22 protein-coding genes are annotated in these 24,852 nt (G+C 70.5%); 10 read left to right on the forward strand and 12 right to left on the reverse strand.

All coding sequences use genetic code 11. From position 1 onward, the window contains the following. Window positions 1–59 precede the first annotated feature (59 nt). The 5 genes from ACIQCH_RS00820 to ACIQCH_RS00840 all read right to left on the reverse strand — a co-directional run bounded on the left by ACIQCH_RS00820 (window position 60) and on the right by ACIQCH_RS00840 (window position 8,555). A complete protein-coding gene (locus tag ACIQCH_RS00820; RefSeq protein ID WP_402576472.1) occupies window positions 60–3,164 on the reverse strand; it encodes a hypothetical protein in 3,105 nt (1,034 codons plus the stop codon). Between the two features lie 214 nt (window positions 3,165–3,378). After that, window positions 3,379–3,594: a hypothetical protein gene (locus ACIQCH_RS00825; protein WP_402576474.1), complete on the reverse strand. Its 216-nt coding sequence runs from the start codon at window positions 3,592–3,594 to the stop codon at window positions 3,379–3,381. An 8-nt stretch (window positions 3,595–3,602) separates the two neighbouring features. After that, window positions 3,603–6,626, reverse strand: a complete 3,024-nt coding sequence (locus tag ACIQCH_RS00830; RefSeq protein ID WP_402576476.1) for a polymorphic toxin-type HINT domain-containing protein — start codon at window positions 6,624–6,626, stop codon at window positions 3,603–3,605. Between the two features lie 943 nt (window positions 6,627–7,569). Continuing rightward, window positions 7,570–7,962: an FG-GAP repeat protein gene (locus ACIQCH_RS00835; protein WP_402576478.1), complete on the reverse strand. Its 393-nt coding sequence runs from the start codon at window positions 7,960–7,962 to the stop codon at window positions 7,570–7,572. 296 nt (window positions 7,963–8,258) lie between these two features. Then, window positions 8,259–8,555, reverse strand: a complete 297-nt coding sequence (locus ACIQCH_RS00840; protein ID WP_402576480.1) for a DUF1330 domain-containing protein — start codon at window positions 8,553–8,555, stop codon at window positions 8,259–8,261. A 168-nt stretch (window positions 8,556–8,723) separates the two neighbouring features. Between ACIQCH_RS00840 and ACIQCH_RS00845 the strand changes: the two genes are divergently transcribed. Continuing rightward, window positions 8,724–9,236 carry a MarR family winged helix-turn-helix transcriptional regulator gene (locus ACIQCH_RS00845; RefSeq protein ID WP_402576482.1) on the forward strand — a complete coding sequence of 171 codons (513 nt, stop codon included), beginning with the start codon at window positions 8,724–8,726 and terminating at the stop codon, window positions 9,234–9,236. An 85-nt stretch (window positions 9,237–9,321) separates the two neighbouring features. On the opposite strand, the gene ACIQCH_RS00850 is transcribed toward ACIQCH_RS00845, so the two are convergent. Further along, complete coding sequence (locus ACIQCH_RS00850; RefSeq protein WP_402576484.1) at window positions 9,322–9,966, reverse strand: MBL fold metallo-hydrolase; 645 nt, start codon at window positions 9,964–9,966, stop codon at window positions 9,322–9,324. A 219-nt stretch (window positions 9,967–10,185) separates the two neighbouring features. Between ACIQCH_RS00850 and ACIQCH_RS00855 the strand changes: the two genes are divergently transcribed. Beyond that, a complete protein-coding gene (locus tag ACIQCH_RS00855) occupies window positions 10,186–10,611 on the forward strand; it encodes a MarR family winged helix-turn-helix transcriptional regulator (RefSeq protein WP_402576486.1) in 426 nt (141 codons plus the stop codon). A gap of 404 nt (window positions 10,612–11,015) precedes the next feature. Here ACIQCH_RS00855 and ACIQCH_RS00860 read toward each other — a convergent pair whose 3' ends face one another. After that, window positions 11,016–11,801 carry an alpha/beta fold hydrolase gene (locus tag ACIQCH_RS00860; RefSeq protein WP_402576488.1) on the reverse strand — a complete coding sequence of 262 codons (786 nt, stop codon included), beginning with the start codon at window positions 11,799–11,801 and terminating at the stop codon, window positions 11,016–11,018. Between the two features lie 288 nt (window positions 11,802–12,089). Here ACIQCH_RS00860 and ACIQCH_RS00865 point away from each other — a divergent pair, with 288 nt between their 5' ends. Then, window positions 12,090–12,854 (forward strand): SAM-dependent methyltransferase, encoded by a 765-nt coding sequence (locus ACIQCH_RS00865; RefSeq protein WP_402576490.1) that lies wholly within the window; start codon window positions 12,090–12,092, stop codon window positions 12,852–12,854. Window positions 12,855–13,119: 265 nt separating this feature from the next. Here ACIQCH_RS00865 and ACIQCH_RS00870 read toward each other — a convergent pair whose 3' ends face one another. Further along, window positions 13,120–13,770 carry a TetR/AcrR family transcriptional regulator gene (locus tag ACIQCH_RS00870; protein ID WP_402576492.1) on the reverse strand — a complete coding sequence of 217 codons (651 nt, stop codon included), beginning with the start codon at window positions 13,768–13,770 and terminating at the stop codon, window positions 13,120–13,122. Between the two features lie 97 nt (window positions 13,771–13,867). On the opposite strand from ACIQCH_RS00870, the gene ACIQCH_RS00875 reads away from it, so the two are divergent. Together ACIQCH_RS00875 and ACIQCH_RS00880 are read left to right on the forward strand one after the other, a co-directional pair. After that, entirely contained in the window at window positions 13,868–14,911 is a 1,044-nt protein-coding gene (locus tag ACIQCH_RS00875) for an aldo/keto reductase (protein ID WP_402576494.1), read from the forward strand. Window positions 14,912–15,161: 250 nt separating this feature from the next. Further along, window positions 15,162–15,800: a carbonic anhydrase gene (locus ACIQCH_RS00880; protein WP_402576496.1), complete on the forward strand. Its 639-nt coding sequence runs from the start codon at window positions 15,162–15,164 to the stop codon at window positions 15,798–15,800. A gap of 19 nt (window positions 15,801–15,819) precedes the next feature. Here the strand turns inward: ACIQCH_RS00880 and ACIQCH_RS00885 are convergent, their stop codons facing one another. Continuing rightward, complete coding sequence (locus ACIQCH_RS00885; RefSeq protein ID WP_402576498.1) at window positions 15,820–16,803, reverse strand: L-threonylcarbamoyladenylate synthase; 984 nt, start codon at window positions 16,801–16,803, stop codon at window positions 15,820–15,822. A gap of 173 nt (window positions 16,804–16,976) precedes the next feature. On the opposite strand from ACIQCH_RS00885, the gene ACIQCH_RS00890 reads away from it, so the two are divergent. Next, the gene (locus tag ACIQCH_RS00890) at window positions 16,977–17,327 is read left to right on the forward strand and encodes a VOC family protein (protein WP_402576500.1); all 351 of its coding nucleotides are present in this window, start codon (window positions 16,977–16,979) and stop codon (window positions 17,325–17,327) included. A gap of 294 nt (window positions 17,328–17,621) precedes the next feature. Next, the gene (locus tag ACIQCH_RS00895; protein ID WP_402576502.1) at window positions 17,622–18,125 is read left to right on the forward strand and encodes a hypothetical protein; all 504 of its coding nucleotides are present in this window, start codon (window positions 17,622–17,624) and stop codon (window positions 18,123–18,125) included. Window positions 18,126–18,213: 88 nt separating this feature from the next. Here the strand turns inward: ACIQCH_RS00895 and ACIQCH_RS00900 are convergent, their stop codons facing one another. Then, on the reverse strand, window positions 18,214–19,011 hold the full coding sequence (locus ACIQCH_RS00900) for a hypothetical protein (RefSeq protein ID WP_402576503.1): 798 nt from the start codon (window positions 19,009–19,011) through the stop codon (window positions 18,214–18,216). A 274-nt stretch (window positions 19,012–19,285) separates the two neighbouring features. On the opposite strand from ACIQCH_RS00900, the gene ACIQCH_RS00905 reads away from it, so the two are divergent. Further along, complete coding sequence (locus tag ACIQCH_RS00905) at window positions 19,286–19,891, forward strand: cadmium resistance transporter (protein ID WP_402576505.1); 606 nt, start codon at window positions 19,286–19,288, stop codon at window positions 19,889–19,891. Between the two features lie 129 nt (window positions 19,892–20,020). Here ACIQCH_RS00905 and ACIQCH_RS00910 read toward each other — a convergent pair whose 3' ends face one another. After that, window positions 20,021–20,497: a hypothetical protein gene (locus tag ACIQCH_RS00910; RefSeq protein WP_402576507.1), complete on the reverse strand. Its 477-nt coding sequence runs from the start codon at window positions 20,495–20,497 to the stop codon at window positions 20,021–20,023. Window positions 20,498–20,645: 148 nt separating this feature from the next. After that, a complete protein-coding gene (locus ACIQCH_RS00915) occupies window positions 20,646–21,308 on the reverse strand; it encodes a hypothetical protein (RefSeq protein ID WP_402576509.1) in 663 nt (220 codons plus the stop codon). A gap of 319 nt (window positions 21,309–21,627) precedes the next feature. Between ACIQCH_RS00915 and ACIQCH_RS00920 the strand changes: the two genes are divergently transcribed. Then, window positions 21,628–21,930, forward strand: coding sequence for a hypothetical protein (locus ACIQCH_RS00920; RefSeq protein WP_402576511.1), 303 nt, complete (start codon window positions 21,628–21,630; stop codon window positions 21,928–21,930). 413 nt (window positions 21,931–22,343) lie between these two features. Continuing rightward, window positions 22,344–24,848, forward strand: a complete 2,505-nt coding sequence (locus tag ACIQCH_RS00925; protein ID WP_402576513.1) for a lanthionine synthetase LanC family protein — start codon at window positions 22,344–22,346, stop codon at window positions 24,846–24,848. Window positions 24,849–24,852: the final 4 nt, after the last annotated feature.

Here is a 24,852-nt window from a genome sequence, read left to right on the forward strand (position 1 = left end):
CCAGGGCCGGGCCCTGGTGGTTTCCGTGCTTTCGCGCCGCTACGGCGGGTGCGGTGTGACTAGGGCGTGATCCGGACCGAGTCGCAGCCCAGGGCGCGGAACCGCGTGCCGTCGGCGGACCGGAAGTCAGTCCTCAGGCAGGCTTCGGTGGACTGCGGGGTCAAGCCGCTGTCGGCGGGCTTGAAGTGCATCACCATGTCCAGGTCCGCGTCACGGGTCCGCTCGTCCAGCTCGTAGGAGCGCTCGATGTGGCCCCTGTTGTGGATCTCCCTGGCGCCGGACACCGTGCCCGTGTTGAACACGTTGCCGCGCAGGCCCCAGCGGGCCGACAGGGGGTCGATCGACCCCGCGTCGAAGGAGAGCGGGAGCCCGTACTCGCCGGCCCTGGTCGTCAGCGCCGCGAGCGTCGCGTCGGTCAGGAGGTTGATCGAGTTCGGGAAGCCGCCGGGCCGGACGTTGATGGCGATCGGGACCACGCAATCGATCCTGAACGACACGGACCTGGTGTTGTTCGCCGGGACCGGGTCGACCCCGTTCGGGTCCGTCAGCGCGATCGCGTAGTCGAACGAGACCGTCTTGAAGCCGGGGGACAGGCAGGTGAGGCTGAACGCCTGGCTGACCGTCCGCGGTCCGCCGACCGCAAGGGCGGTCTGCTGCGCGGAAGTCGCCGCCGGCGCGACACCGGCGCCGCTGCTCGCGGTGGCCGTGCCGGTGAGCAGGGCGTCCACCGGGCTGGAGGGTCCGCCGTTCTCGACGGTCACCTCGACCGTGGCCTGAGCGGCCTGGCCGATCAGGACCTCGAGCGGCGAGCCCGTCTTCACGTCCGTGATCTTGACGTCGGCCTTGGTGATGACGAGCGTGTCCTGCGAGGCGCGGTCGTTGCCGCTCTCCGGGTCGGGCCCGTACAGGTTGTCGACGCTCGCCGTGGTGGTGATGGTCTTCTGCCCGCCGGGGTAGAGGAAGCCGGCCGGGATGTTCACACGGATGTCGAAGGACTTGGACGTGTTCGCCGCGAGGCTGCCGAGGTTGCAGGTCACGACACGGCCGGAGCGGACGCACGGCACGCTCGTGTCCACGAAGTCGACGCCCTCGGGGAGGGTGGTCGTCACCTCCGTCGAGTGGGCGGGGTTCGGCCCGTGGTTGGTCGCGGTCAGGCTCAGCTTCAGCTGCTCGCCGGCTCCGACCGGGTCGGGGGTGTCGGCGATGGCGACGCTGACGTCCGCGGTGTTGGCCTGGCCGGTCATGACGTCGCGGTCCTCGAGGGTCGGCAGCGTCTCGTCCAGGGGTTCGAGCGCTCCGTTCCGCGAGGCGGGGAACTGGCGGAACGGGAGTGAGACCCGGTTCCAGTCGTGGTGCCCGGTGATGTTCTGGTCGGTGTTGCTGGTGTTGCTCGCACAGTCCTGGGGGCTCTGGGGCGCGGGTGCGGGCGGGGCCGGAATCGGCCCGGGCGGGCTCGACGTGTTGATGTTGGTCGGCGGAACGGTCGACTCGAACGGCGGGTCGGCGTTGTCACCGTTCCAGTCGATGCCGCCGGTCAGCGGGCCGGTGCGGCGCCGGCCCGCCCCGTCCTTGAACACGATGGTGTTCTCGTTGTCGGTCGAGTCCAGTACGACGTTCTCGTTGAGCGCGTCCTCCTGCAGCTTCGGCAGTGGCGCGACGCCGCGGGGGCGGCCGTTCAGGGCGATCCTCGGCGGCGAGTAGTCGATGATCGCCCCGCCGCGGACGCGGCCGATCCCGAACTGCTCGTCGTAGTCCATCACGCTGACGTAGTTCGGCTTGCAGTTCTTGTCCTCGTCGCCACCGTGGTCGAGGTTCAGGTTGTGCCCGAGCTCGTGCATCAGGGTGCCGCCGTCGTGGTTGTACTCGACGAAGTCGTTGCCGCCGAGCTCTCCCTGCCCGCCGGACGCGCAGCCCGTGTCGGGCCCGCGGCCGTCGGTGTCCTGATCGGGCAGGGTGCTGATGGCGTAGCGGAAGATCAGCCTGCGGTTCCTGTTGAAGTTGGCCGTCGGGAAGGCGCCGCCACCGTCCTTCGCGTTCCTGAAGACCCCGTCGAGGCCGCAGTTGTTCAGGTGCTGGGGCAACTGGTTCCCGCCGCCGAGGTCGTCGCCGACCAGGCAGTCGGGATTGCCCGTGTCCGCAAGGGTGCAGTCGGGCTGCGGGTCCTCGACGCTCGTCTCCAGGTACTCGCCGGAACCGCCGTCGGTGTTGCTGCAGTCCACGTCGGCGGCGTCCGTCCGTCCGTCGCCGTTGTTGTCGATCATGTCGGTGCAGGTGCCCGGCGCCTGGCCCTTGCGGGCCCCGAGATCCACGAGGTTGCCCGTGTCCACGTGCAGTCTGATGCCCCGTGTGCCGTCGACGTTGTCGAACGGGGCGTCGGCGAAGGCGTCCCGCACCGCCTCGACGTCGTCACGCGCGGGCGCCTGCCCGGCGGAGTAGTCGAGCTCCAGGAAGAGGTCCTTGTGGTCGGGCTCGGCCCCGAAGCGCGGCAGGTCCACGTCGATCGTGCCGTTGCCGTCGTCGTTGTAGCCGTTGCGCTCCCAGCCGTCGAGCAGTCCGTCGCCGTCGGCGTCCCCGCTCGCCGAGTCGACGCTGATGTCGAAGCAGACCTTGACTGCCTCGCCGCCGTCCCCGGTGACGCAGTTCGTCGGCCAGTTGACGTCGCCGCTCCAGCGGCCGGTCCGCAGGTCGAGGGCCACGGCGACCGTCTCGCCGGCACCGGACTTGATGTCGAGCCGGTCGTCGTCCGACTCCGTCACGCCGGTGTCCGTGCAGAAGGGGCTGTCGCAGTCGTCGTGGTCCCAGACGGACAGGGTCAGGTTCGCCGTCGGGACGTCGTTCACGGTGAACGGATCGACGAGCCCGGAGAGCACCCAGAAAGGGGTGATGTGCGGGGCGTCGTCGACGTGGGTGCCGAAACTGTTGCCCGCGGTCGTCGTGGCGTTGATGGTCCCGGTGCCGAATTCGACGCCCGCATAGAAGTCCGCGTCGCTGCGGCCGATCCCGTCGAGGTCGTCGCCAACCCCGTCGACACTCGTCACGGTGACGGAGACCGGCACGGTCGGCACCGCATGTGCGGCCGGTGCGCCGACCCATGCCACCAAGCCGAAGAGCAGGGCCAGGACGAGGACGCCCGCGCGGAGCGCACCCCGTCTGTTCCCGAACACCTGACGAAACGCACGACTGACGACCACGCCGCCTCCTTCTGAATAAAGCCGAACATCATGGCGGAAATTGTCAGAAAAAAGAAATAGAGTTCACGGCGAGATAAATGCGTACGCACTATATGGCGCAAAAGGGTCGACAGGGTCGTGCATGCGGCGCGTCGGAATTGCCGAATCGTTCCGCTGGTCACCGTTGACCAGCGTGGACCAGTGCCGGTCAGTTCTCGGCCGCAATGCCCTTCAGGCCGTGCTCGAGCAGCGTGGTGAAGGTGGCGACCCACAGCCCCGCCACCAGCTCGGCGCTGACCGGCGCGAGGTGCACCACCGTGCCGGCGATCACGTCAAAGATCAGGTCCGTGGTGCGTCGCCGTAGCTGGTCGTGGTCGTGTCCCTCGGTCGTCATCGTCATCGTCGTGCGCCGCGCAGTCGTCATGGTCGCGCTCAGCGGGTCGGGGGACGGCCTCCGGACCGGCCGGCATAGGTGAACTGCCCGGTGGGGTGGTCGTAGACGACGGAGAACTCGTAGCTGACGGGGGAGCGGCCTGGAGCCGTTCCGGTCACGATCATCTTCTGCTTGGTCTGCGTGGGGACCTCCGAGTCCATGCGCTCGGCGAACCGGCCCCGCCAGGTGCGTCCCGGATGGTCCCGCTCGAGCGTCCGCAGGTGACCGTTCTCCTGGAGCTCCGTCATGGCGGCTTCCGGGGTGAAGGGCTGAGTGGCTGTCTGCGGAGGGGCCTCCGGAGCCGCGGGGAGACTTCCTTCGAGCCGGGTGAGGCGTGCGCGCGCGCCGGCCTGCCAGTCTTCGAGGTCTTCCACGTCCTCCAGGGAACTGGACCTGTTCACCTCCTGCTGCAGTGTGCGCACTTCCTCGGCCAGGGCTCGCGCCTGGCGGACGGACTCGGCCCGGTCGGGCGCGTCCGCGGGAAGGGACTCCGCGCGGCGGACGGCTTCCGTGGCGCGTCCGGACAGCTCCAGTACCTCGCCCTGGAGGGCGCGTTGGCGCGGCACGAAGTCGGCCTCCAGCGCCTTGTTGTGGACCAGGACCGCGCCCGCACCCACGTGATAGGTGTGGGGGCCCGCCACGGTGATGTTGTGGACCGTCCATCGGGTTCCCGGGCGCCGCTGCACGGTGTCCACGCGCAGGTCGGCGCCCGCCGCGGTACGAAGGCGATGGCCGGGCAGGAGCGAGCCGGCTTCGACCCAGCCGAGGCCCCCGACCCAGAAGGGGTGTTCGGGACTGCACGTGATCACGTGGCCGCCGGCCGCGACATCGAGAACCCGCGACACCGTGCGAGTCAGGACGTCCGTGATGCGCTCCGCGGTCGTCAGGCCGGTGTCCGGGTCCTGGGCGACGACCACCTGACCAATGCGGAGCGTCTCCACGGGCACGGCTCCGGTCGGGGTGGCGACGAGGGTGCCGGAGACGAAGCACCCGCCGCTTTCCTCGCCCTTGCCCACCAGCCAGTCGCGCACCGAGCGGGCGGTGCGACCGACGCCGGAGGCGATCTCGGCGGCGACACCGGTCACCCCGGTGGCCATCCTGCCGAACAGCCCGCCGGTCAGCTCGACCGGACGTACGAAAGCCCCGCCGGGAGGTCCCTTGATCGCGGACCTGGCGCCGACGAGGACGCCGATGAGCGTGACGGCCCCCAGCACGCCCCGCTCCGTCCGGTCGGCCGCCGACAGCGATCGGTCGGTGACCAGCTCCCGCCCCCGGACACCTTCGACGATGCCCGTGATCCCGACGGTGTCCGAGAGGGCGAGGAGGACGGCCGTCCCCGGACTGCCTTCCAGTTCCCGCTGCCCGAGGCGCTGGACGAGGTTGTGGACGAGCCCGACGGCGAGCAGGATCGCCCCTGCGACCATGACGGCGGTCCAGGCGGTGAGCAGGACGCCGAACGCCGCGGCGATCGCGGCGACGACGAGCGCGACCACGACCACCACCACGAGGCCGACGGCGATCTGGACGAGCGCGCGGCCCAGGCCTGCGAGCACTCCCCGGCCCGCTTGCTCGCCCGCCTCCCGAGAGCGGGTGTGGACGTCGTCGGTACGGGGGCGGGTGGCCTCCACGACACTGCGCGCGGCCGCGTCGCCGATGCTGGTGCGGAACTGGCCGGCCATCTCGGCAAGCCTGCCCCGTGCTTGCGCCATGGCATCGTCCGCCTGGGCGAGCACGGCGTCCGTGACCCCCTGCTGGCGCAGGCTCAGCCCCTCCGTGATCGCTGCGGCCGCCTGCGCCCTGTTGCCGCGAACCTGCTGCAGGGCTTCGGCGAAGCCGTCCCGGACCCGCTCCTGCTGCTGCGTGACGTGCCCCAGCATCTCTTCCGCGGCCCGGTCGAACGCGGAGGAGACGGCCGAGAACCGGTCCCGTGACTGCGCGACGGCGCCGCCCACGTGGGTCCGGGCGGCGGCCACGGACCCGGCCATGGTGGCCCGGGCGGCCGCGACCTGCTCCCGGACGCCGGGCAGGAAGGGTCGCTCGGCCTCCTCGATCACCGTCGCCGTCTCGTCGGCGCCGTGCCCCAGGTCCTGGCCGATCGCCGCCGCGGCGGACTCCAGCTCACCCTCGGCACCCGCCCTGCCGGTCTCGAGCTCCTCCGTGGCCTGCGCCGCGGCGGAATCGAGCTGGGCACGGGCGGCGGCGGTGGCGGAATCAACGCCTGCGGTGTCCTGCCGCAGCCGTGCGTCCACGGTGGCCAGGGCACCGGCCAGCCCGTCCCGGACCGCGGCCTGCGCCTCGTCACCGGCCCGACCCAACTCGCCGGTCAGCGTCTGCTCGGCCTCGGTGAGCTGTGCGGCGATGCCGCGCGTGTAGGCGACGCACCGCCGGCCGTGCTCCACCGCCTGACCCCGCAGCTCGCGAGGCACCGCGGCCTTCTTCGCCCGGATGTCCGCCGCACTCTCCCGGGCCACCCGCCGCGACGCCTCCCGCTGCTCCGGGCGCGGTTCCTCGCTTCCGGCGAACCGTGCGGCCACGGCCTCGCCGGCCTGCTCGCAGGCGCCCGCGGAGGCCTCCATCTCCGCGACCGCCATCGCTCCCTCCGCATCGGCCGCCGCCAGTGCGTCGGTACGCGCCGTCTCCCCGGCCTCGACCAGAGACCGGCGGCGGTCCTGCACCTGTGCCCGGGCCGCCGCCAGCCGCTGGGCGGTCGCCGAGGCGGTGGCCGCGACGTCGGCGTCGGCCTGCGCCCGCAGCGAGGCCTTCTCCCGTTCCGCCGCGGCGGCCAACTCCCCTTTCATCGCAGCCGACTGCTGCGCCAGCGCGGCGGCCTTCGCCGACGAGGCCGCGCGGACGGCCGCCTTCTGCTGCAAGCCGTGCTCCCGTACGCTCTGCCGGTGGGCGAGCGTTTCCGAGACGGCCTCCGTCCGCCGGACACCGGCGTCGGCCCGCAGAGAAGCCGCCTGCGCACCGGCGTCCGCGGTCTTCTCCGTGTTCGTGCGCCGATCGTCGACGTCCTCAGCCACATCCTCCAGGGGCGGCAGCGTCTGAGGCAGTTGCCGCCGCAGCGCGTCGGGCGAGCTCGGCCGCACCAATGCCTCCGCGCGCGCCCTCGCCAGCGGTCGCGCGCTCCCCTCCGCCGCACCGCCGCCGTCGTCCGGGACCTGCGTCGACCGTGGCGGTATGGTCCCGCCCGTACCCGGGAGAACGCGGCCCGCGGCCGTGTCGAGTGCCCGTGCCGTCTCCTCCCGTACCCGCCCCGCGCCGGGGGCTTGCCGCGCGGCGGGACCGGCAGGAGCCTCACGGGGTGGCATGACGGGCTGCGGAACCCGGGCCGGGATCTCCTTGGGCGCCAGTACGTTGCGGCCGCCCGCGCTCCGTGTCACTCCTACGTTGGGTTGGGTGGCCACCTCCGACAGCTCCCCCTGGATCACCGACTGGTCCAGTACCTGCCGTGGGTCGGCGCCGTCGTTTGCGGCGGCCCCCTTCCCGGTTTCGCGGGCGAGTGCCCCGACTACCGCTCGATTGCCGGCCAGCCTCTGGAGTCGGGCCACACCCGGTGCGCCCGCACGGCGGTCGACCCTGGTGAACGGTGTCGACGAGGGCTCGACGCGGGCAGCCTGTCCACCGGACGGTTCCGCCTGGTCATCGCGGTCGCGACGCTGCTCCGTACCCCGACTCATCGCCCACCCCACGTGCCGCGTTCGCGCCTCGGCCAACGCTCGGCGCTCAGCGGCGCGCACGCCAAGACACGATCGGTCACCTCCTCGGGCACGGTCGACTGCCCTGCCGTACGGCGAGGCACCCCGTACCGAGGCGGCAGAGCCCTTCGCGGCGTAGGCGGAACCACATCGTCGTTGAGGACTGGAGAGCGGGCGCTGTCGCCGGCCGGGAGGCCGACGTGCTCGGGGAGGAAGAGCCGGGCGGCGGTCGTGCCGGTCCTGCCCAGGCTGGTGGCGGGCAGCACGGTCACCGACCGTCGTGGACGGTGTCCGCGTCATGGGCTCCCACGAACAGGTCGGCCAGGCCGTCGCCGTTGGCGTAGGTCAGCGCGACGGCTGCGCCGAACTGCTCGGCCCTGCGCAGGACGCCGGGGACGCCGGCGGTCGCCCGGGTGAAGCCCTGCGCGGCGGAGGTGCGCAGGCCCTTGGTGGAGCCGTAGAGGATGGTGACCGCGCCGGCCCGCGACTGGTCGCCCGTGGTCTCGCCGTAGGTGCCGACGGCCAGGTCCGCGCGGCCGTCGCCGTTGATGTCCCCGAGGCAGACGGCGACGCCGAAGCCGTCGCCCGGCTCGGCGGCGTTCGTGCGGGCCCTCCGCAGCCGTCCCGGGAACGACGGGCCCGCACGACCCGGGAATTTCACCGGGGCGGAGCCTGCGGACGCGCCCGGCCGGTGCCGGCGTGCTTCTGGGCGTGTGGTCCGAGGCCTGCAAGCACCGCGAGCCGGCTCTGGGCGAGCCGGCCCACGAGTGCGCCGGCCGCCTCTGGCCGGTCCGTACGGACCTCGCCCGCTGCCCCGCCACCACCCGCCGGTTCGAGGTCGAGTCCGCCACCGCTGCGTTTTGTGCGGCTGGGCCTGGACATGACTGCCGCCGACGTTGTGCACGGACCCGGCGGCCGCGTCGTCAGCCAGGGCGCCCCCCACAGGCGTGGGTGGGGTCAGTCGGGGAGGCCGGCCACGAGGTGGACGTCGACCTCGTGGCCCATCGTCCTGACCCGCCAGGCGACGAGCTCCTGGTACGCGGGTGAGGCGTACCAGTCGTGCGCCGACCGGGCGGTGGGGAAGGCCACCAGGGCGGTCTTGGTGAACGTGGAGGGGCCCTCCAGCCGGGTCGGGCTGTCGAAGGCGAGCAGCCGTCCGTCGAACGCGTCGAGGGTCGGGCCGACGTGGGTGAGGTAGTGGCCGAGGGCGCTGTCGGGCGTGTCGTCGGTGCGGACGAACAGCACATAGTGCACAGGCTTCTCCTGATCGCTCCGGCGTGCCCGCCAAGGGCACGTACCTAGCTTCGAAAGGTCGTATGGCAAAAGCTTTGAAGTCGAATCTTTTGCTGAGTGAAACGCTAGCGAGGCATCTCGTCGGAGTCAAATGGTTCGACGTCGAAGTGTGGTGGTAGCCTTGGCGTCATGCGCGACACGGTGGACGACGTCATTGAGCGGTGGGACGCGATCCGCCCCGGACTGGACACGGAGCCGATCGGCGTCGTCCTGCGGATCTTCCGTGCGTCACGGCTCCTTGAGCAGGGGATCAAGGGCTACTTCGACGAACACGGCCTGGAGACCTGGGAGTACGACATCCTGGCCACGCTCCTTCGCGCGGGCGGCGGCAACGCACTCCGCATGAGCGACCTGGCCGGCGCCGCGATGATCAGCCCCGCGGCCCTCACCCACCGCATCGACCGGCTGGTCGCCAAGGGTCTGGTCACCCGCGCCACCGACCCCGACAACCGGCGCCTGGTACGCACGGAACTCACCGCCGAGGGCCGCGGCATCGCCGAGGGCCTGATCGAAGGCCATCTGGCCAACGAGCGCGAACTCATCGAGAGCCTCAGCCCCAACGAGAGCCAGCAGCTGGCGTCCCTGCTCCGCAAGCTGCTGATGCCCTTGGAGGACGACTCCCTCAAGGCGAAGCGTTCCTGATGCGGCGGGGGCGCGCCGAGTTCACGCTGGGGGTGGTCGCCGGGCTCCAGCTTCCGCCGGCTCCGCATTCGTTGGGAACGAGCTCTTACAGCTGGACGGTGGTGCCGGGCTCGAGGCGGTCGATCGGGGTGCCGGTCAGGCCCTTCTCGCCGAGGAGATTGGCGGTGGAGTGCTGTCCGAGGTCGCTGAGCATGAGTTCATGGATCTGGATGATGCGCTCGGGCTTGATGGTCCGGACGTAGTCGGCGGCTTCGCCGAGCTTTGTCCACGGGCCGCTGGTCGGCAGCAGGAGGGTGTGTACGGGGGCGGCGGGCGCGAAGTAGGCATCGCCGGGGTGGTAGACGGCTCCGTCGTCGAGGAGGTAGCCGACGTTGTCGGGGCACGGGATGTCGGCGTGGATCAGCGCGTGGCGGTGGCCGTGGACGGTGGCGGTGATGGCGCCGACGCTGAAGGTGTCGCCCGCGGCGACGGCGTGGACGCGGCCGTCGTGGCTGCCGAGGGTGGCTGTGACCGTGGCTGTGCCGTAGACCTGCAGCCCGGGCTGGACTTCGAGAGCGGCGGCGACGAGCTCTTCGTCGAAGTGGTCGAAGTGTTCGTGGGTGATCAGGACGGCGTGGGCCTGGCTGACGGCCTCTGCCGCGTCCGGGGTGAAGGCGCCGGGGTCGATGACCAGGCGGGTGCCGTCCTTCTCGAGCGTGACGCAGGCATGGGCGTGCTTGGTGAGCTTCACAGCGGGTCCTTTCCGAACCGACCGAATGTCTACAACCAAACTGTATAGTGTGGTTGTAGATATCGCACGGTGAGCGCCGCCTGCGACTTGACTCCCCCGCCCCCGCCCGCGCCCCCGCCCCTCGCTCAGGCGAGGGCTGGCGGGCGCTCCTGCAGCGCCAAAGCAAACAATGGAGCCAAGGTGTACAGTCTGGTTGATGGGCGTGGGTAAGGTGGCATCGTGGACGAGAATCAGCTGGCTGAAGAACTTCGCCTGACCATCGGACGGCTCGTACGCACTGTGCGCACTGCCGACAAGATGCCGCCCGGCGAGGCCGCCGTCCTGGGCTACCTGGACCGCAGCGGCCCGCTGACCACCGCCGACATCGCACAACAGCGGGGAGTCAGTCACCAGTCGGCTGCCAAGGCGGTCAAAGAACTCCTCGCTCAGGGCCTTGTGTGTACCGAGGCACACCCCAGCGACGGGCGCAAGCTGTTGCTCCACCTGACGCCGACGGGAAGTGGCCGTCTGGCCGAGGAGCGCCGAAGGCGTGCGGACTGGCTCGGCACCGCGATCCACGATGTCCTCAGTTCCAAAGAACGAAAGACGCTTGAGGCGGCCCTGCCTCTGCTCTCACGCCTGACCGCACACCTGAATGACAAGTAGCCCGGGGGCTGTCGTTTGGGCCATCGAGCGCTGTGCATTGTGACGTTGTAGGTCACGGGTCTGGTGTGCGTGGTGTCCGGGATGCCCGTGCCGGCCGCGCACGGATGACTTCGGCGAAGACCCGCGGTCGCGGGGGGCTTCGCGCTTGCCGCAGTCGGAGTGGCGCTCTCGATGCGGCGGGGGCCGCGGGCTCGCCACCGCCTCCGCTGGTCGGGTCGTGCGAAGCGCTTGGGTTGTGGCCGGCGGCGTCCTCGTTGGAGTCCGACCGGTCCACCGCGAGGTGGGCCAGCAGCGCCGACACCTGAGACCAGCCGCCCGGCTCCTTGCCGGCGGCCCCCTGCAGGTCGTTGAACGAGCGTGGCCGCCTCCCGCGGGCCGCGGTCGGCGGCCGGTCCGTCCGCGTGTCAGGGCAGGTGCGACAGCACTAGTTTCGTGAGGCGTTCGGGTGTGCGGAGTGGCAGGTAGTGGTCGGCGTCCGGGATTGTCTCGCCGCGGGCGCCGGGGATGTCGGTGACGAGCCGCTCGGCGATCACCGCAATCTCCGGGTGGTCGTGTGCACCGTGCACGACCAGCGTCGGCACGGAGATGTCTGCGAGGTGCGGTTCGGCAGCACGGCCCGTTGAGACGGTGCAGTGCTGCTCGCTCACCACTCGCCGCTCGGCGTTCGAGGCGACCATGTCCTCGATGAGCTCACCTCCGGGAGCCGTACGTCCCATTGCCGCCCAGATCGTCAGCTCCAGCTCGGCCAGGGTGGTCGTGTCCCGCTCGCGCCGGGCCGTGGCATAGACCGACAGCTCGGGACTCGGCGGCCAGACGTGCCCACTGACCGAGGCGCCGACCAGGACGAGTGCGGTGACGCGTTCCGGGTGGGCCAGGGTGAAGTCCAGCGCGGTCTCGCCGCCCATGCTCAAACCGACCAGCGCGGCGTGACGTAGGCCGAAGTGGTCGAGGACGGCGCGTAGGTCCTCGACGTCGCTGAACGGCTTTCCGGGAGGGGTGGAGCGTCCCAGCCCGCGGGCGTCGTAGCGGATCACGTCGTGGTGGCGGGCCAGCTCGGGAACGACGGCGTCCCACAGACGGGAGTCCATGCCCGCGCCGTGCAGGAGCACGACCGGGTTTCCGGTGCCGTTGCGCTCGGCCCACAGTCGTCCGCCATCGCGAGTAGGAATGCGGACCTCTCGTGGAGGCATGCCAGATCGTTCGTGGAAATCGGTCGTCACACTGCGATCATTTCAGAGCGTTCAGCCATGAGCCCCCTTCCCGACGGCCCGGGCGTCGTCCACGAGCACTTGGCCTCAAGCAGCCTTCCTGGCGCGGGTGTTGATGGCTTCGGTACACGGGCCGGTCGGTAATGTCCTGAGTCCCACCGTGCTCGCGAACGTCCCCCGTTCACGGTCGCGGCCAGATGCGCGCAGACCTCAAGTGGCGAGCGGATTAAACGGATTGTGCCGGCGCAGGACGTGGGCTTGAGTGTGCCCGTGACTGCACTGAACGATCTTGTACGGCCGGACCGCTACCCCCGCTCGTCACGCTACGACCCGTCGTGGCTCGTCGACCTCGACATGGGGCCCAACCCGCTGTGGCTCCTCGAGGACCTGGCCCGTGACCTCGATCTGCGCCCCGGCATGCGGGTCTTGGATCTCGGCTCGGGCAAGGGCGCCACCTCGGTGTTCCTGGCCCGCGAGTACGGCGTCGAGGTCGTCGCCGCCGACTGGTGGGTACCCGCCGAGGACGCGGCGGCGGTCTTCGCCACCGCGGGGGTCGCCGACCGGGTGAGAGCCGTACGGACGGAGGCGCACGTCCTGCCGTTCGCTCCGGAGAGCTTCGACGCGATCGTGAGCATCGACGCCTTCGAGTACTTCGGTACTGCGGACGGCTACCTGCCCTACCTGACGCGGTTCCTGCGCCCCGGCGGCCAACTGGGCGTGGCCACACCCGGGATGACACGGGAGGTCCGCGACCTCGGGTTCATCCCTCCCCATGTCAAGCGGGTGGTCGGCTGGGAGGCCATCGCCTGGCACACGCCCGACTGGTGGCGCTTCCAGTGGGAGATCACCGAACTCGTGGACGTCACGTCCGCGCGGCTGCAGGAGGACGCCTGGCAGGACTGGCTGATCTGGGCACGGGCCTGCGCCGAAGTGCAGCCGGACGGCCCGAAGACCCACCAGCCGGTGATCGACATGCTGACGCAGGACCGCGGGGAGTACCTCTCCTTTACCCTGGTGACCGCCCGCAAGAAGTGAGCGGAGGGGGCCGGCGGCCCCCCGTTCCCGCCGACCCGGCGCCGGAGTCGTGCGGCCGGCATGGTGACGGCGGGTCTGCTGACTGCCTGACTGCTGGCTATGCGGGCTGTACGGCCGCGGTCGGGCCGGGCCGGGCCGGGTCGTTGGCGAACGGCGAGCGGCGAGCGGGGTCTACGCCGGAGCGGCAGCCATTGCCAGCAGCGGCCTGATCCCATCGCCAACCCACAGGAACTGCACGTCGGTTCCGGGGTGTCTCGGCCACCGTCTACGGAGTTCGTACGAAGGCCCCGGCGCGGGCCGCCGCCACCGCCGCGCCGGCGGCCCGCCGGGCCGCGGTGTCGTCGAGCGGGGCGTCCGTGGTCAGCAGTCGGTAGTACAGCGGGGCGGAGACGGCCCGCACCACCTCGGCGGCGTCGGTGCCCCGGGGCAGTTCCCCCCGCGCCACGGCCTCCTCGACGCACGGTGCCCATTCCGTGACCCGGACCTCGTAGAAGCGGTGCAGGGCCTCGGCCGTCCGGGCGTCGCCCGTGGCGGCCGCGATGACGGCCTTGAACAGGGGTCCCTGGCGCGGGTCGGACAGGGTGCGCCGGACGAGCTCGGCGTTGGCCAGCAGGTCCTCCTCCAGCGAGCCGGTGTCGCTGCGTGGGAGTGACTGCTCGGCCATGTCCGTCAGCACGTCGGCGACCAGGCCGGCCACGGTGCCCCAGCGCCGGTACACGGTGGTCTTGCCGACCTCGGCCCGCCGGGCGACCTCGCCGAGGTCCAGCCCGTGGAAGCCCTGCTCGGCGAGCATGTCCCCGGCGGCGGCCAGCACAGCGGCCCGCACCCGCGCCGTACGGCCCCCGGGCCGCAGGCTCCCCGGCTCTGTCGACCCCGCGGCCCGCGCGGGCATCGGGGCATCACTCGACGACGTCATAACGGGTCCCTGGTTCCATTAGTGGCGATCTGCTGCTACGTTGAGGATCACTTTAAAGGGTCTGCGGTCCCATTACTGCTCACGGGAGGAGTCCGTCGTGGAATACAGGCAACTGGGCGCGTCCGGCCTGAAGGTCCCCGCCCTCGGCTTCGGTGCCGGCACCTTCGGTGGCCGGGGCCCCGTCTTCGGCGCCTGGGGCAGCACGGACGCCCAGGAGGCGCGGCGGCTCGTCGACATCTGCCTCGATGCCGGCATCACCCTCTTCGACACCGCCGACGTCTACTCGGCGGGCGCCTCCGAGGAGGTCCTCGGCCAGGCCGTCAGAGGCCGCCGCGACCGGGTGCTCATCTCGACCAAGGCGGGGCTGCCCACCGGCGACGGCCCCGGCGCGTACGGCACCTCCCGGTCCCGCCTGATCGGCGCGGTCGAGGACGCCCTGCGCCGGCTCGGCACCGATCGCATCGACCTCTTCCAGCTGCACGGCTTCGACGCCGCCACCCCCGTCGAGGAGGTGCTGTCCACCCTCGACCAGCTCGTCCGCTCCGGCAAGGTCCGCTACGTCGGCGTCTCCAACTTCGCCGGCTGGCAACTGATGAAGTCCCTCTCCGTCGCCGACCGACACGGCTTCCCCCGCTACGCGGCCCACCAGGTCTACTACTCCCTCGTCGGCCGCGACTACGAGTGGGAGCTGATGCCCCTCGGCCACGACCAGGGCGTCGGCGCGATCGTGTGGAGCCCGCTGGGCTGGGGCCGCCTCACCGGCAAGCTGCGCCGCGGCCGCCCGCTGCCCGCCGGAAGCCGGCTGCACGAGACCGCCGACTACGGCCCGCCGGTGGCGGACGCCCACCTGTACGACGTGGTCGACGCCCTCGACGAGGTCGCGCAGGAGACGGGCCGCACCATCCCCCAGGTCGCCATCAACTGGCTGCTGCGCCGCCCGACCGTCTCCACCGTCCTCGTCGGCGCGCGCAACGAGCAGCAGCTGCGCCAGAACATGGGCGCCGTCGGCTGGGAGCTGACCGCCGGGCAGATGGCCCGCCTCGACGCCGCCAGCCACCGCCCGGCGCCGTACCCGTACTTCCCGTACGAGCGGCAGGAGGGATTCGCCCGCCTCAACCCACCGCTCACGGCCCGCAATTGACGCCCTCCGGCCCGTTGCCGCCGTCGGCCCGGGCAGCCTGCCGCCGCACGCAGGAAGGGACCGCGACCACGTGCGCAGAGGTCTGGATGCGGACGGGCGGAGCCGGCGCGCCCGCACGGTGCGCCGCGCGTCGCAGCTCTGCGTCGTGGCCGCTCCGTCCCGGTGCCTTGGGGTGCGCCGGCGCTCGCCGGCGACGTGGCGCCGGGCCCAGGCGCTGCGAGGAACAGTGCCGCCTCGTAGGCTGCCAGCCATGAGCGAGATCCAGACTCCGACGCCCCGTGACGCCTTCGACCTGCTGATATCCGGTAACCAGCGCTTCGTCGCAGGCACTCCTGAGCACCCGAACCAGGACGCCGTCCGCCGAACCGAGACCGCGCCGTCCCAGCAGCCGTTCGCCGTGCTGTTCGGCTGCTCCGACTCCCGCCTGGCCGCCGAGATCATTTTCGATCGCGGCCTGGGCGACCTGTTCGTGGTCCGCACCGCCGGGCACGTCGCCGGTACCGAGGTCCTGGGTTCCATCGAGTTCGGCGTGAGCGTGCTGAACGCGCCGCTGGTCGTCGTCCTGGGCCACGACTCGTGCGGCGCGGTCGCCGCGGCCTGCTCCGCCCTCAAGGACGGTCAGACGCCGGGCGGCTTCGTCCGGGACGTGGTCGAACGGGTGACCCCGAGCGTGCTGGCCGCCCGCGCCGCCGGCCGGGAGAGCGCCGAGGAGATCCTCGCCGAGCACATCGAGCAGACCGTGGACCTGCTGCTGGAGCGCTCCCGAGTCCTGGCCGAGGCCGTGGCCGCCGGCCGCCTCGGCGTGGTGGGGATGTCCTACCGCCTGGCCGACGGCAGCGCTCAGCTCGTGACCACCCGTGGTCTCGAAGCGGCGGCCACCACCTCGTGACCGCCCCCGGCCGGGGCCCCTACGCGACGTCGCGGGGCCCCGCCGCCCGGCGGAGCCGGTTGGCGATCGCCAGCCCCAGCCCCTCCTCCACCGGCAGGGACGCGACGATGACGTCGCAGCCCTGCCGGTCGAGCTCGCGCAGGTACCCGTACAGCCCCTGCGCGTACGCCTCCATCGCGCCCGGCAGGGGCACCACCGTGTGCGCCTTCACCCCGGCGCCGGAGAAGGACGACGGCAGGAGGACGCCCACCCGGAACCCCTGCTCCTGGGCGAGCTCGGCCTCGGCCACGACCTGCTCCGGCTCGACGAGGACCACCCGCGCGTGCGGTGCGTAGTGGGACGGGTGCTGGCCCGGCACCCGGACGCCGCTGGCGGCGGGAACCCCGACCGGGCTCCCCAGCACCGCCTCGAGGTCTTCGCGGGTCACGCCTCCGGGCCGCAGGATGGCCGGGGTCCCGCCCGTGACGTCGACGATGGTCGACTCGACGCCGACCTGGCAGGAGCCGCCGTCCAGCACGAAGTCGACCGCGTCACCGAGCTCGGCACGGACGTGGCCGGCGGTCGTGGGGCTGACCGAGCCGAAGCGGTTGGCGGACGGCGCCGTGACGCCGCCGCCGAATGCCGACAGCAGTGCGAGGGCCACGGGATGGTCGGGCACGCGCACGGCCACCGTCTCCAGCCCGCCCGTCGCCTCCAGCGGCACGCGGGGGCCCCGCCGCAGGACCAGCGTCAGCGGCCCCGGCCAGAAGTGCTCGGCCAGCAGGCGCGCTGTCGCGGGCACCTCCTCGACCCAGTCGTCCAGCTGACGTGCAGCACCGATGTGGACGATCAGCGGGTGCGACGGGGGCCGGCCCTTGACCTGGAAGATCCGCGCGACGGCAGCGGGGTCCTCGGCGTTGGCCCCCAGACCGTAGACCGTCTCGGTCGGCAGGGCCACCAGACCCCCGGCCCGCAGCACATCGGCTGCCCTGTCGATGTCGCTGTTCGTTGCCGTCACGCTCATACCTGCCTTCGTTCCCGGCTCACCGCGGCCGTCGGACCGGCCGCGCTGACGGCGAGACTACAAACCCCCAGCCAGTCACCGCGTCATCCCACCCAGTCGAAGATCTTCCTGACCTCGGCGTGTCAGGATGCCGGGGACACGACCGCCGGCAGACGGACGGAACGGAGCTAGCAATGATCAGTGGTGCGCATGTCATCCTCTACAGCCAGGACGCCGAGGCGGACCGTTCCTTCATCCGTGACGTCCTCGGCTTTCCCGGCGTCGACGCGGGCGGTGGTTGGCTCATCTTCAAGCTGCCCCCGGCGGAAGTGGCGGTGCACCCGACCGAGGGCCGGCCCCAGCACGAGTTCTACCTGATGTGCGACGACCTTGACTCCCAGCTGGGCGAGTTCCGTGCCAAAGGCGTTGAGATCACCCGCCCGGTCAGCGAACAACGCTGGGGCAAACTGACCGCGATCCGTCTCCCCAGCGGCGCCGAACTCCCGCTGTACGAACCCCTGCACCCGGTCGCCCACGGGCTGTGAGCCCACCGGACTCCACTCAGCTCATCGCAGCGCGGGCTGCCGTGGGGCGCTGGACCCTTCCGAATCGCGTCCGCTGAGTTCGGGCGTGGTTGCCGGCCAGGGGGGGGCTGACTCCGCGCGGGCCGACTCCCGCGGGCGGCGGACGTAGGCCATGGTCCGGTGGACGGTCAAGCCCCGAGATGCCGGGGCGTGTCCCGTGCTCCGGGGTGGGGCCTACTGGAACCAGGCGCCGCAGGGCGCCCGAAAGCGAGCCCATGAGCCCGAGACGGACGGGCAGCATGCGAGGAGGCAGCCGTGGCGATGGTGGGACTGTTCTGGATCACCGAGTACTCGGTGTACGTGGGTTCCCCGCCGGACCCGGCGGGGCACTGCGTCCGCATCACCTCCGAAGGAGTGCAGGCACGGGGTCCCGACGGCATCCGGGCGTGGCCGTGGTCGACCCTGGGCTCAGTGGAGGTGGAGGCCGCGCCCGTGGGTGGTCATGCAAAGGACGTCGGCCGCTTCCTGGCGGTAGTGGCGGACGCGGTGGTCACGCTCGGGTCCAGCTACGGAGGCGGGGAACCGCCCCAGATGCTGCTTGTCCTGGAGACGCAGGACGGAGCGCAAGAGGTGCGGGTGGCAGCGGCGACCAGGGGCTACACCTCCCGGGAGATCGCCCTGTCCCAGAACCTCCTCGCCCGCTTCCGGGAGGGCACCGCAGACCCCCGGACCCTCATGAGCTGGAGCCGGCAGCACGGCGACGACACACCGAAACCGCCCGAGCGCGAAGCCCTCTTGCACGGGTGGACGCACGCGTGAGCCCTGTCGGCGTAGGCTCGGCTCCCGCAGGCCCGCACCGCCGGACCCGGCCCCGCCCCTCATCCGGCCGGTCCGACGAGACACCCCTCTACGGCCCGCCGCCGAAGAAGCCGGACCTCAGATCCCCGATCACGGCGTCGATCGGATGGCCACTCACGATGAACGGTCCACTCCAGGGCGCGCTGAGCGCGAAGAGCAACGCCAGGCTCAGCCCGACCACACTCGCCACACCCACGACGAGCAGCGACGTTCGCAGGCTGCTGTGGAAGACCAGCGCGCCGGCATTCACGATCAACGCCAGTCCGCTGGCCACGAGCGTGACGACGTAGAGCGTGGGAACGTCACGCGAGGCGGCCGCGACGCGGGCGCGACGACCACTGGTGACGCTGTCCAGGGAAACCAGCAGCTCCGTGCTCGCCGGGGAGCCCAGCTCGGGCCGGGCCGCCTCGGCGCGCACGCTCCGCTCCAACCGTGCGATCGCGCGAGCGGTGGCACGGTCGTCAGCGGACGCCGCCGGCGCACCCTCCCATTCCCTGACCCGCGTGGTCTGCAGGTAGTCCTGCAGCGCCATATGAATCGGCTCGGACCGGACCCGCGGACTCGTCGCCGCCCACGCCAGACGGGAGGCCGCGGCCGCCTCGTCACTCACCAACCCCTCCGCTGCGCGCAGGTAGCCGGCCTCGCTGGCCAGTGAGAGCGCCGCGAAGATCGCGAAGGCAGCCCCGAGCGTGGGCATCAGGGGCATGGCGATCTGCGGCACGCGGTCCTGTTCCCCGACCGGCACGAGCGCCCGGACGCCGACCCGCGCCACGGCCGCGACCAGTAAGGCAACGGAGAGCCAGCCCACAACCAGCACCACCGCCGGCAGCGAGGTCAACCAGTCCATCACATCACCCACAGTGCTTCCCAGAGCGTCACACGGCCGCGACACGTGCGCCCCGCAGCCGCCCCGGAGCTCCTCGCCGATCACCCGGAACGCCCCATGATCACAGACCGAACACCTCCCGTTCCGGCGACGCCCGGCACGCCCCCGGCTTCGTGGGCTGAACAGCCGAACACGTCCGCCTTCCGTCAGCCTCACGCCGCGGCCCGCGCTGCGGCAGTACCCGTCGGCAAGGCCGCAACCGCCTGCCGCGCCGGGAGGTGGGAGCCATCTACTCGTGGACCTGGGCATCATCGGGCAAGCAGCCGGCCTGTTCGCCGTCACCAACATCGACGACATCCTGATCCTGGCGCTGTTCTTCGCCCAGGGCGCCGGCTACCCCGGCTCCACCCGTCGGATCGTGCTGGGCCAGTACCTGGGATTCGCCGCGATCCTCGCCGTGGCGGTGGCCGCCGCCTTCGGTGCCACCTTCCTGCCCGAGTCCGCCATCCCCTACCTCGGCCTGCTGCCGCTCGCCCTGGGTCTCAAGGCCGCCTGGCAGGCCTGGAAGGACCACCGTGACGGCAGCGCAGACGAGGAGGAAGAACAGGCCGAGGAGGGCGGTCCGGGCCCGCTGGAGGTCGCCGCGGTCACCTTCGCCAACGGCGGCGACAACATCGGTGTCTACGTGCCCGTCTTCGCCACCGCCGGCGTCGGCGGTATGAGCGTGTACGCCGTGGTGTTCCTCGTGCTCGTCGCCGTGTGGTGCTTCGCCGGCAAGTTCTTCGCCACCCGACCCGTCATCGCCAAGGCCCTCGCCCGCTGGGGCCACGTCCTGCTGCCCCTGGTCCTGGTCACCATCGGCCTGCTCATCCTCATCGAGGGCGGCGCCTTCGGCCTGTGACCACGGGCAGGCATCACCGGGTCCGTCCGAATGCCACACAACTCCGGGTGCCTCCCGAACCGGTGAACACGTGCTGTCCCTCCTCGTGCACAGAGCCGGCGGACCGTGAGAGCTTCAACGCGGACACCCTCAACCCGTCCGCGCCCCCCGGCGCAGCCGCGGGCCGGGCCGCCGGCGGCGCCGCAGCACGGCCGCGAACGGGGTCGCCATCAGGGCCGCGATGCCCACCCCACCGGCCGTGAAGACGGTCGGGTTGACCCAGCCCGGTACTTGCTCGTCCCCGTTCCTGCCGTCCGGAGTGTCGGAGCAGACGATGGACACGGGGAACACCGACCTCGTCACCAGGTGCCGTCGAGGGGCCTCCCGGTCAGGGGCCAACCCGTTGCACTGGGCATAGGGGTCGGGGACGCTGAAGCCGGTCATGTGCCCCCAACCGAAGGCGAGGGCCGCGATCCCGAACCCGGCCAGCGCCAGTTGGAAGCAGGCGACCGCTCTCATGAGAGGGCGCAGCGAGCGGTGGCGCACCGACACGCCCACACGGACGAACACCGCACCAGCCATGGCCACGGTGAGGAGGGGAAGCCCGATCACCAGCAAAACGATCATGTAATCTCCGATGCGGGCACGCGGCCTGCGGTTGCGCGGCGATGCAGTACGTCCGGGGCCCGGTGACGGACTGGCACCGGGAGTGCGACCCCGACGCCGACGAGGTCATCATGGGCCTACCGGCCCACGGCGGGCGGGCGGTGGGCGGTCAGCACTGCCACAGGAATGCCGCCTCGCCGCAGGGTATGCACGTGAATGCGTAAGCGCGGCCCGTGCCGAAGTTCATGGCGGTGATGGGGTCGGGCCCCTCCTGCAGCTGAACGGCCAGCCGCATGGGCGCGGCGCAGCTCGGGCACAAGGGGGTCTGGTCGTACTGGAGCCAGGCCGGTGTGCCGCCCAGCTGCCCGAGGACGTGGTTGCGGGGACGGCCGGTCTGTGCCGCCCAGGCCGCGCATGCGCTGTCGTAGTCCGCTTCGGCAGCCACGTGCGGTTCCGCAGCGTGGGTGGCGCCGAGGAACAGCTTCTCGATGTCGACGGACCGACCTCGGGGCCGTGCGATACGGCGCAGACCTCGAGCCGGCAGGAGCAGTGCGAGGTTGCCGCCGGAGGAGGCGTTCCAATCCTCGCACTCGCCCAGACGGTTCTGGCAGGCGAACAACGCCAGCATGTGCGCGTGTGCCTGCCGTCCGCCGACACCGGCCAGGGCCGAACCGGACTCGTCCAGACGGAACTGCGCGAGGAACTTCAGCGGGCCACCGCATGGGGCGCACGTCGGCCATACGGTCCCGGGCTCAGCCAACGGCACGCCGCCGATCCGGGTGACCGCAGCGCCGGGTGTGCCCTGGCCAGCGTAGGTGATCAAGGTAGTCATGTTTGCCGACCATAGGACAGGGCTACGACATCCGACGCGCCTCGGGGGTGCGCCGTGCTGACTTCGACCAGGTGGCCAGGCTCGGGTGGTTGGCCCCCCGAGGCGACCCGGAGACCATTTACGGGACAACCCTTAGGTCGTTTCTTTCGGATCGCCGTGCTGGCCAGATGTTTCATCGTTGTGGAGCACTTTACGCCGGACGGGTGAGCTATCAATTCACCCGTTTACGCAAGAGCGGCAGGTTCGCCGTGCGGGTAAAATGGCAAGGGCCTCAAATAGCGGTCATCAACAGCATGGCCCGACGAAAGGTGCACCTGAGATGAAGGAATTCAAGGTCGAGATTGAAGAGGCTTTCCTAAAGCCTGACGAAAACGCGATCCGTGAGTTTGTGAAACAGTTCAATACGGAAGTTGAGAACGACCCTGCACTCGGGAACCGTTTCGCCAAAGATCCCGGTGCGGTGCTGGCGGAGCGTGGTCTGGCGGCTGATCTCCAGCGAGAGCTGCTGGCGGCCAGCGGTGTGCCTGGGGCGGATGAAATGGCCTGTCACATTAGCTGCTTCCGCAGCGAACTGAGCACTCTGGTCCACGATATTGCTCTGCCGTGGCCGCCAGGGAAGTAAAACGCGATATCGCTCAAGCCGCCGCTGCCCGAGCCTGCAGCTGGCGCACTGTCTATCGATGTGAGGCCGGGGTCCTGCGCCGGGGGTAGCCGCTCCGGAGAACGGGAGGAGGTGCCTCGTTGGTTTGGTCGTCCTCGGGCCTGGCGAATGCCGGCCAGAGGGAAGGTGCGGACGAGGGGAGGGCGAGGTCAATCCGGTCCGGTGAGCAACTCCACATCCAGTACAAAACCACCCTCCAGTCGTTCACCGCCCGCCTCCCGCACGGATGGCGGGCCTGGGTGAGGGCTGGTAGCCCTATCACCTGGCAGGAGTGCTCGGCCCCTGGGGAACTGCCGACGCAGGGGTGGAAACTCCATATCTCTGCCGCCGCGACTGACGTCCTTGATTTGCTCGATATCGTACTCCCGAAACTGGTGGAATCTGGAACTACCTTCAAGCTGGCGGCTGATGTAAGTTCCGTCATTCGACTCAATGCCGGACTTGCTGGACACTCGCAGGTAGGAAAGATTGTCACTGCCTATCCGGTGTCTGATGAGGTCTTGGTCGGTCTTGTGGACCGCCTGGACGCGGCCTGGCGCCCTCTCGGTTCGCCTGCCGTACCCTCTGACCTCCCGGCGGGTTCGGGCGGCGCTCTATTCCTCCGTTACGGTGCGTTCACGGGTACCGAGGTGGTTACCGATGCCACCGGTGTCATTCACGCGGCGCTGCGGACGCCAGCCGGGGAGTTGAGCCCCGATGTGCGAAGCACCCAGGGGGAGCAGCCTCGCTGGGCGATTCCTCCGATGTGCGTCAAAGACCAAGCTGGCTGCACACCTCCGGGCGCACCGATCGAGATCGACGGTGTCGGGTACCTTCCGCTCAAAGCGCTGGCCGTAGATCATCGCGGACGCGTGGACCTGGGGCTCCGTATCTCGGATTGCACGCTGATCGTCATCCGGCGCAGGATGCGCGGGGTCGAGGGCGACGAGTTCGGGAACGACGCCGTCAGCCGGCTCGACAACGAAAGGCGCATGCTGCTCCGCCTACATGGATCAGGCATCGCGCACGAACTCGTGGCCCATGACCCGGCGGCCGGGTGTCTCGTGGTGACCGACGCGGGCGGACTCAAGCTGGAGCAACTTCCCGTACGGCGTCGCCTCGAGGAACTGCCCAACCTCGCTGAGACGGTAGCAAAGCTGCACGAGTACGGGCTCGTCCACCGAGATTTGAAGCTGTCCAACATGCGGCTCGGCCCGGACGCACTTCGGCTGGTTGACCTCGAACTGGCCGCGCCAGCCGGGAAGAAGGAACCGATTTCCGCAGGCACACCTGGTTACGTGGCACCGGAAGGGATGCATTCCACGGTCAGGCCGTCGTACGACGTCTACAGTCTCGGATCCTGTATCACCCATGCGGTGCTGGGGCACTGCCCTGGCGGACTGCCGCAGAGTAACAACGCCGGGCGCCAGACGGGCATGTTGCGCCACTATGGATTGCGGACGGCCGCCTCGATCGTGAAGGAGTGCCATAACCCTGACGCGGAGCGCAGACCAACCGCCAGAGACCTGACCGATCGCCTCAAGGATGCACTCCCAGCTCTGCAGGCGGAGTCCGCTGCAGCCCTGGGCGAATCCCCAGATGCACTGGACGTGCGCTGGGCCCGTTCCGCTGCTGTGAGCGCAGGCTTGGCGAGCCGCTGGTTCCGGGTGGGCCAGGACGGCACCTATCACTGGAACGATCCCGGCCGCCAAGCCCATGTCTCCGAGGGGGTGAACCGGGGCGTTGCCGGAATCCTCCTGGCACTGGCTGCCCTGGACACCGCACTGGGGACCCAGCAGTTCACCGACGACATCAGGGGCGCAGCGAATTGGCTGGCCGAGCGGCCGGCTACCATCAAGGCACACGGCCTGTTCACAGGGAATAGTGGTGTGGCTGTAGCGCTTGCCCTGGCGGGACAACGGCTGGGGCGAACAGACCTCCTCCACGCAGCACAGCGCCGATTCGAGTACGCGACATCCAGCCGCACCCTCGATTACGACCTCTTCTCCGGGGCGGCCGGGATCGTGTGGGCGGGGCGGCTGCTCGACGCCGTCCTCGGAACTTCCTGGGGATGCGGTCTTGCCGAGCAGCAGGTAGAGCGGATCCGCAAAGCAGCGAGCAGAACCGGCGGGGTGGTCGGGTGGCCAGCCAACCTCGAGTACGACTCGTCTGGAGGCGTCTACATCGGGGCTGCCCATGGCACGGCGGGCATCGCGATGGCCCTCGCCGGATGGGCAGCTGCCACGGGCTGTACGAACACGATGCAGCTTTCAAGGGAAGCCCTGCAAAGCATCGCGGAGCACGGCCTCACGGATGACGGCTCTAACATCCGGGCAACCTTGTCAGGCACCACCCTGCCAGCACACACCTGGTGCCATGGAGCAGCCGGCTACCTCTGGTGCCTCCTCCAGTCCAGCCATGACGTGGCGGTGCCGTATACGGCAATACTGGAGTCGTTCGCCACCAAATTCGACCGCGCGATGCCGCTGTTGGCCAACCCCTCAATGTGCCACGGAGTGGGCGGAATGCTGGAGACCTGGCGCATGCTTCGTGTGCTGCCCAGTCACCGTGACCAGGCGAGTCACCAAATCGGGAGCCTGATCGGCATGCTGCGGCTACTCCACCACACATACCGAGGCGCCACTGTCTGGTCGTCCGATCAGCCTGCGATCGTCACTACCGACCTGTGGGTCGGATTCCTGGGTCCGGCAGTCCAACTTGCTCTGGCGGTCAACGGCTCATCTGCGTCGGTGATCTCTCCGGACTGGTTGCAGAGATGCGCGTCTCCCCCAGACGGCCGTGCTCGAACGGCAGGCTCTGACGGTGTCCGTACGGCTAGCTATGAAAACGGCAAGGACCGCATCGTCCACGGCGACCAATTCGCCGTCTGGCCGAAGTAGCACG

Source organism: Streptomyces sp. NPDC093225 (genome assembly GCF_044753805.1).
GTDB lineage: Bacteria > Actinomycetota > Actinomycetes > Streptomycetales > Streptomycetaceae > Streptomyces.

Excerpts from the sequence above, each read along its gene's own strand:
- ACIQCH_RS00860 (WP_402576488.1), bottom strand. The coding sequence starts at position 11,801 with ATGCCTCCACGAGAGGTCCGCATTCCTACTCGCGATGGCGGACGACTG.
- ACIQCH_RS00870 (WP_402576492.1), bottom strand. The coding sequence starts at position 13,770 with ATGACGTCGTCGAGTGATGCCCCGATGCCCGCGCGGGCCGCGGGGTCG.
- ACIQCH_RS00900 (WP_402576503.1), bottom strand. The coding sequence starts at position 19,011 with ATGGACTGGTTGACCTCGCTGCCGGCGGTGGTGCTGGTTGTGGGCTGG.
- ACIQCH_RS00890 (WP_402576500.1), top strand. The coding sequence starts at position 16,977 with ATGATCAGTGGTGCGCATGTCATCCTCTACAGCCAGGACGCCGAGGCG.
- ACIQCH_RS00825 (WP_402576474.1), bottom strand. The coding sequence starts at position 3,594 with ATGACGACTGCGCGGCGCACGACGATGACGATGACGACCGAGGGACAC.
- ACIQCH_RS00880 (WP_402576496.1), top strand. The coding sequence starts at position 15,162 with ATGAGCGAGATCCAGACTCCGACGCCCCGTGACGCCTTCGACCTGCTG.
- ACIQCH_RS00845 (WP_402576482.1), top strand. The coding sequence starts at position 8,724 with ATGCGCGACACGGTGGACGACGTCATTGAGCGGTGGGACGCGATCCGC.
- ACIQCH_RS00885 (WP_402576498.1), bottom strand. The coding sequence starts at position 16,803 with ATGAGCGTGACGGCAACGAACAGCGACATCGACAGGGCAGCCGATGTG.
- ACIQCH_RS00915 (WP_402576509.1), bottom strand. The coding sequence starts at position 21,308 with ATGACTACCTTGATCACCTACGCTGGCCAGGGCACACCCGGCGCTGCG.
- ACIQCH_RS00910 (WP_402576507.1), bottom strand. The coding sequence starts at position 20,497 with ATGATCGTTTTGCTGGTGATCGGGCTTCCCCTCCTCACCGTGGCCATG.
- ACIQCH_RS00920 (WP_402576511.1), top strand. The coding sequence starts at position 21,628 with ATGAAGGAATTCAAGGTCGAGATTGAAGAGGCTTTCCTAAAGCCTGAC.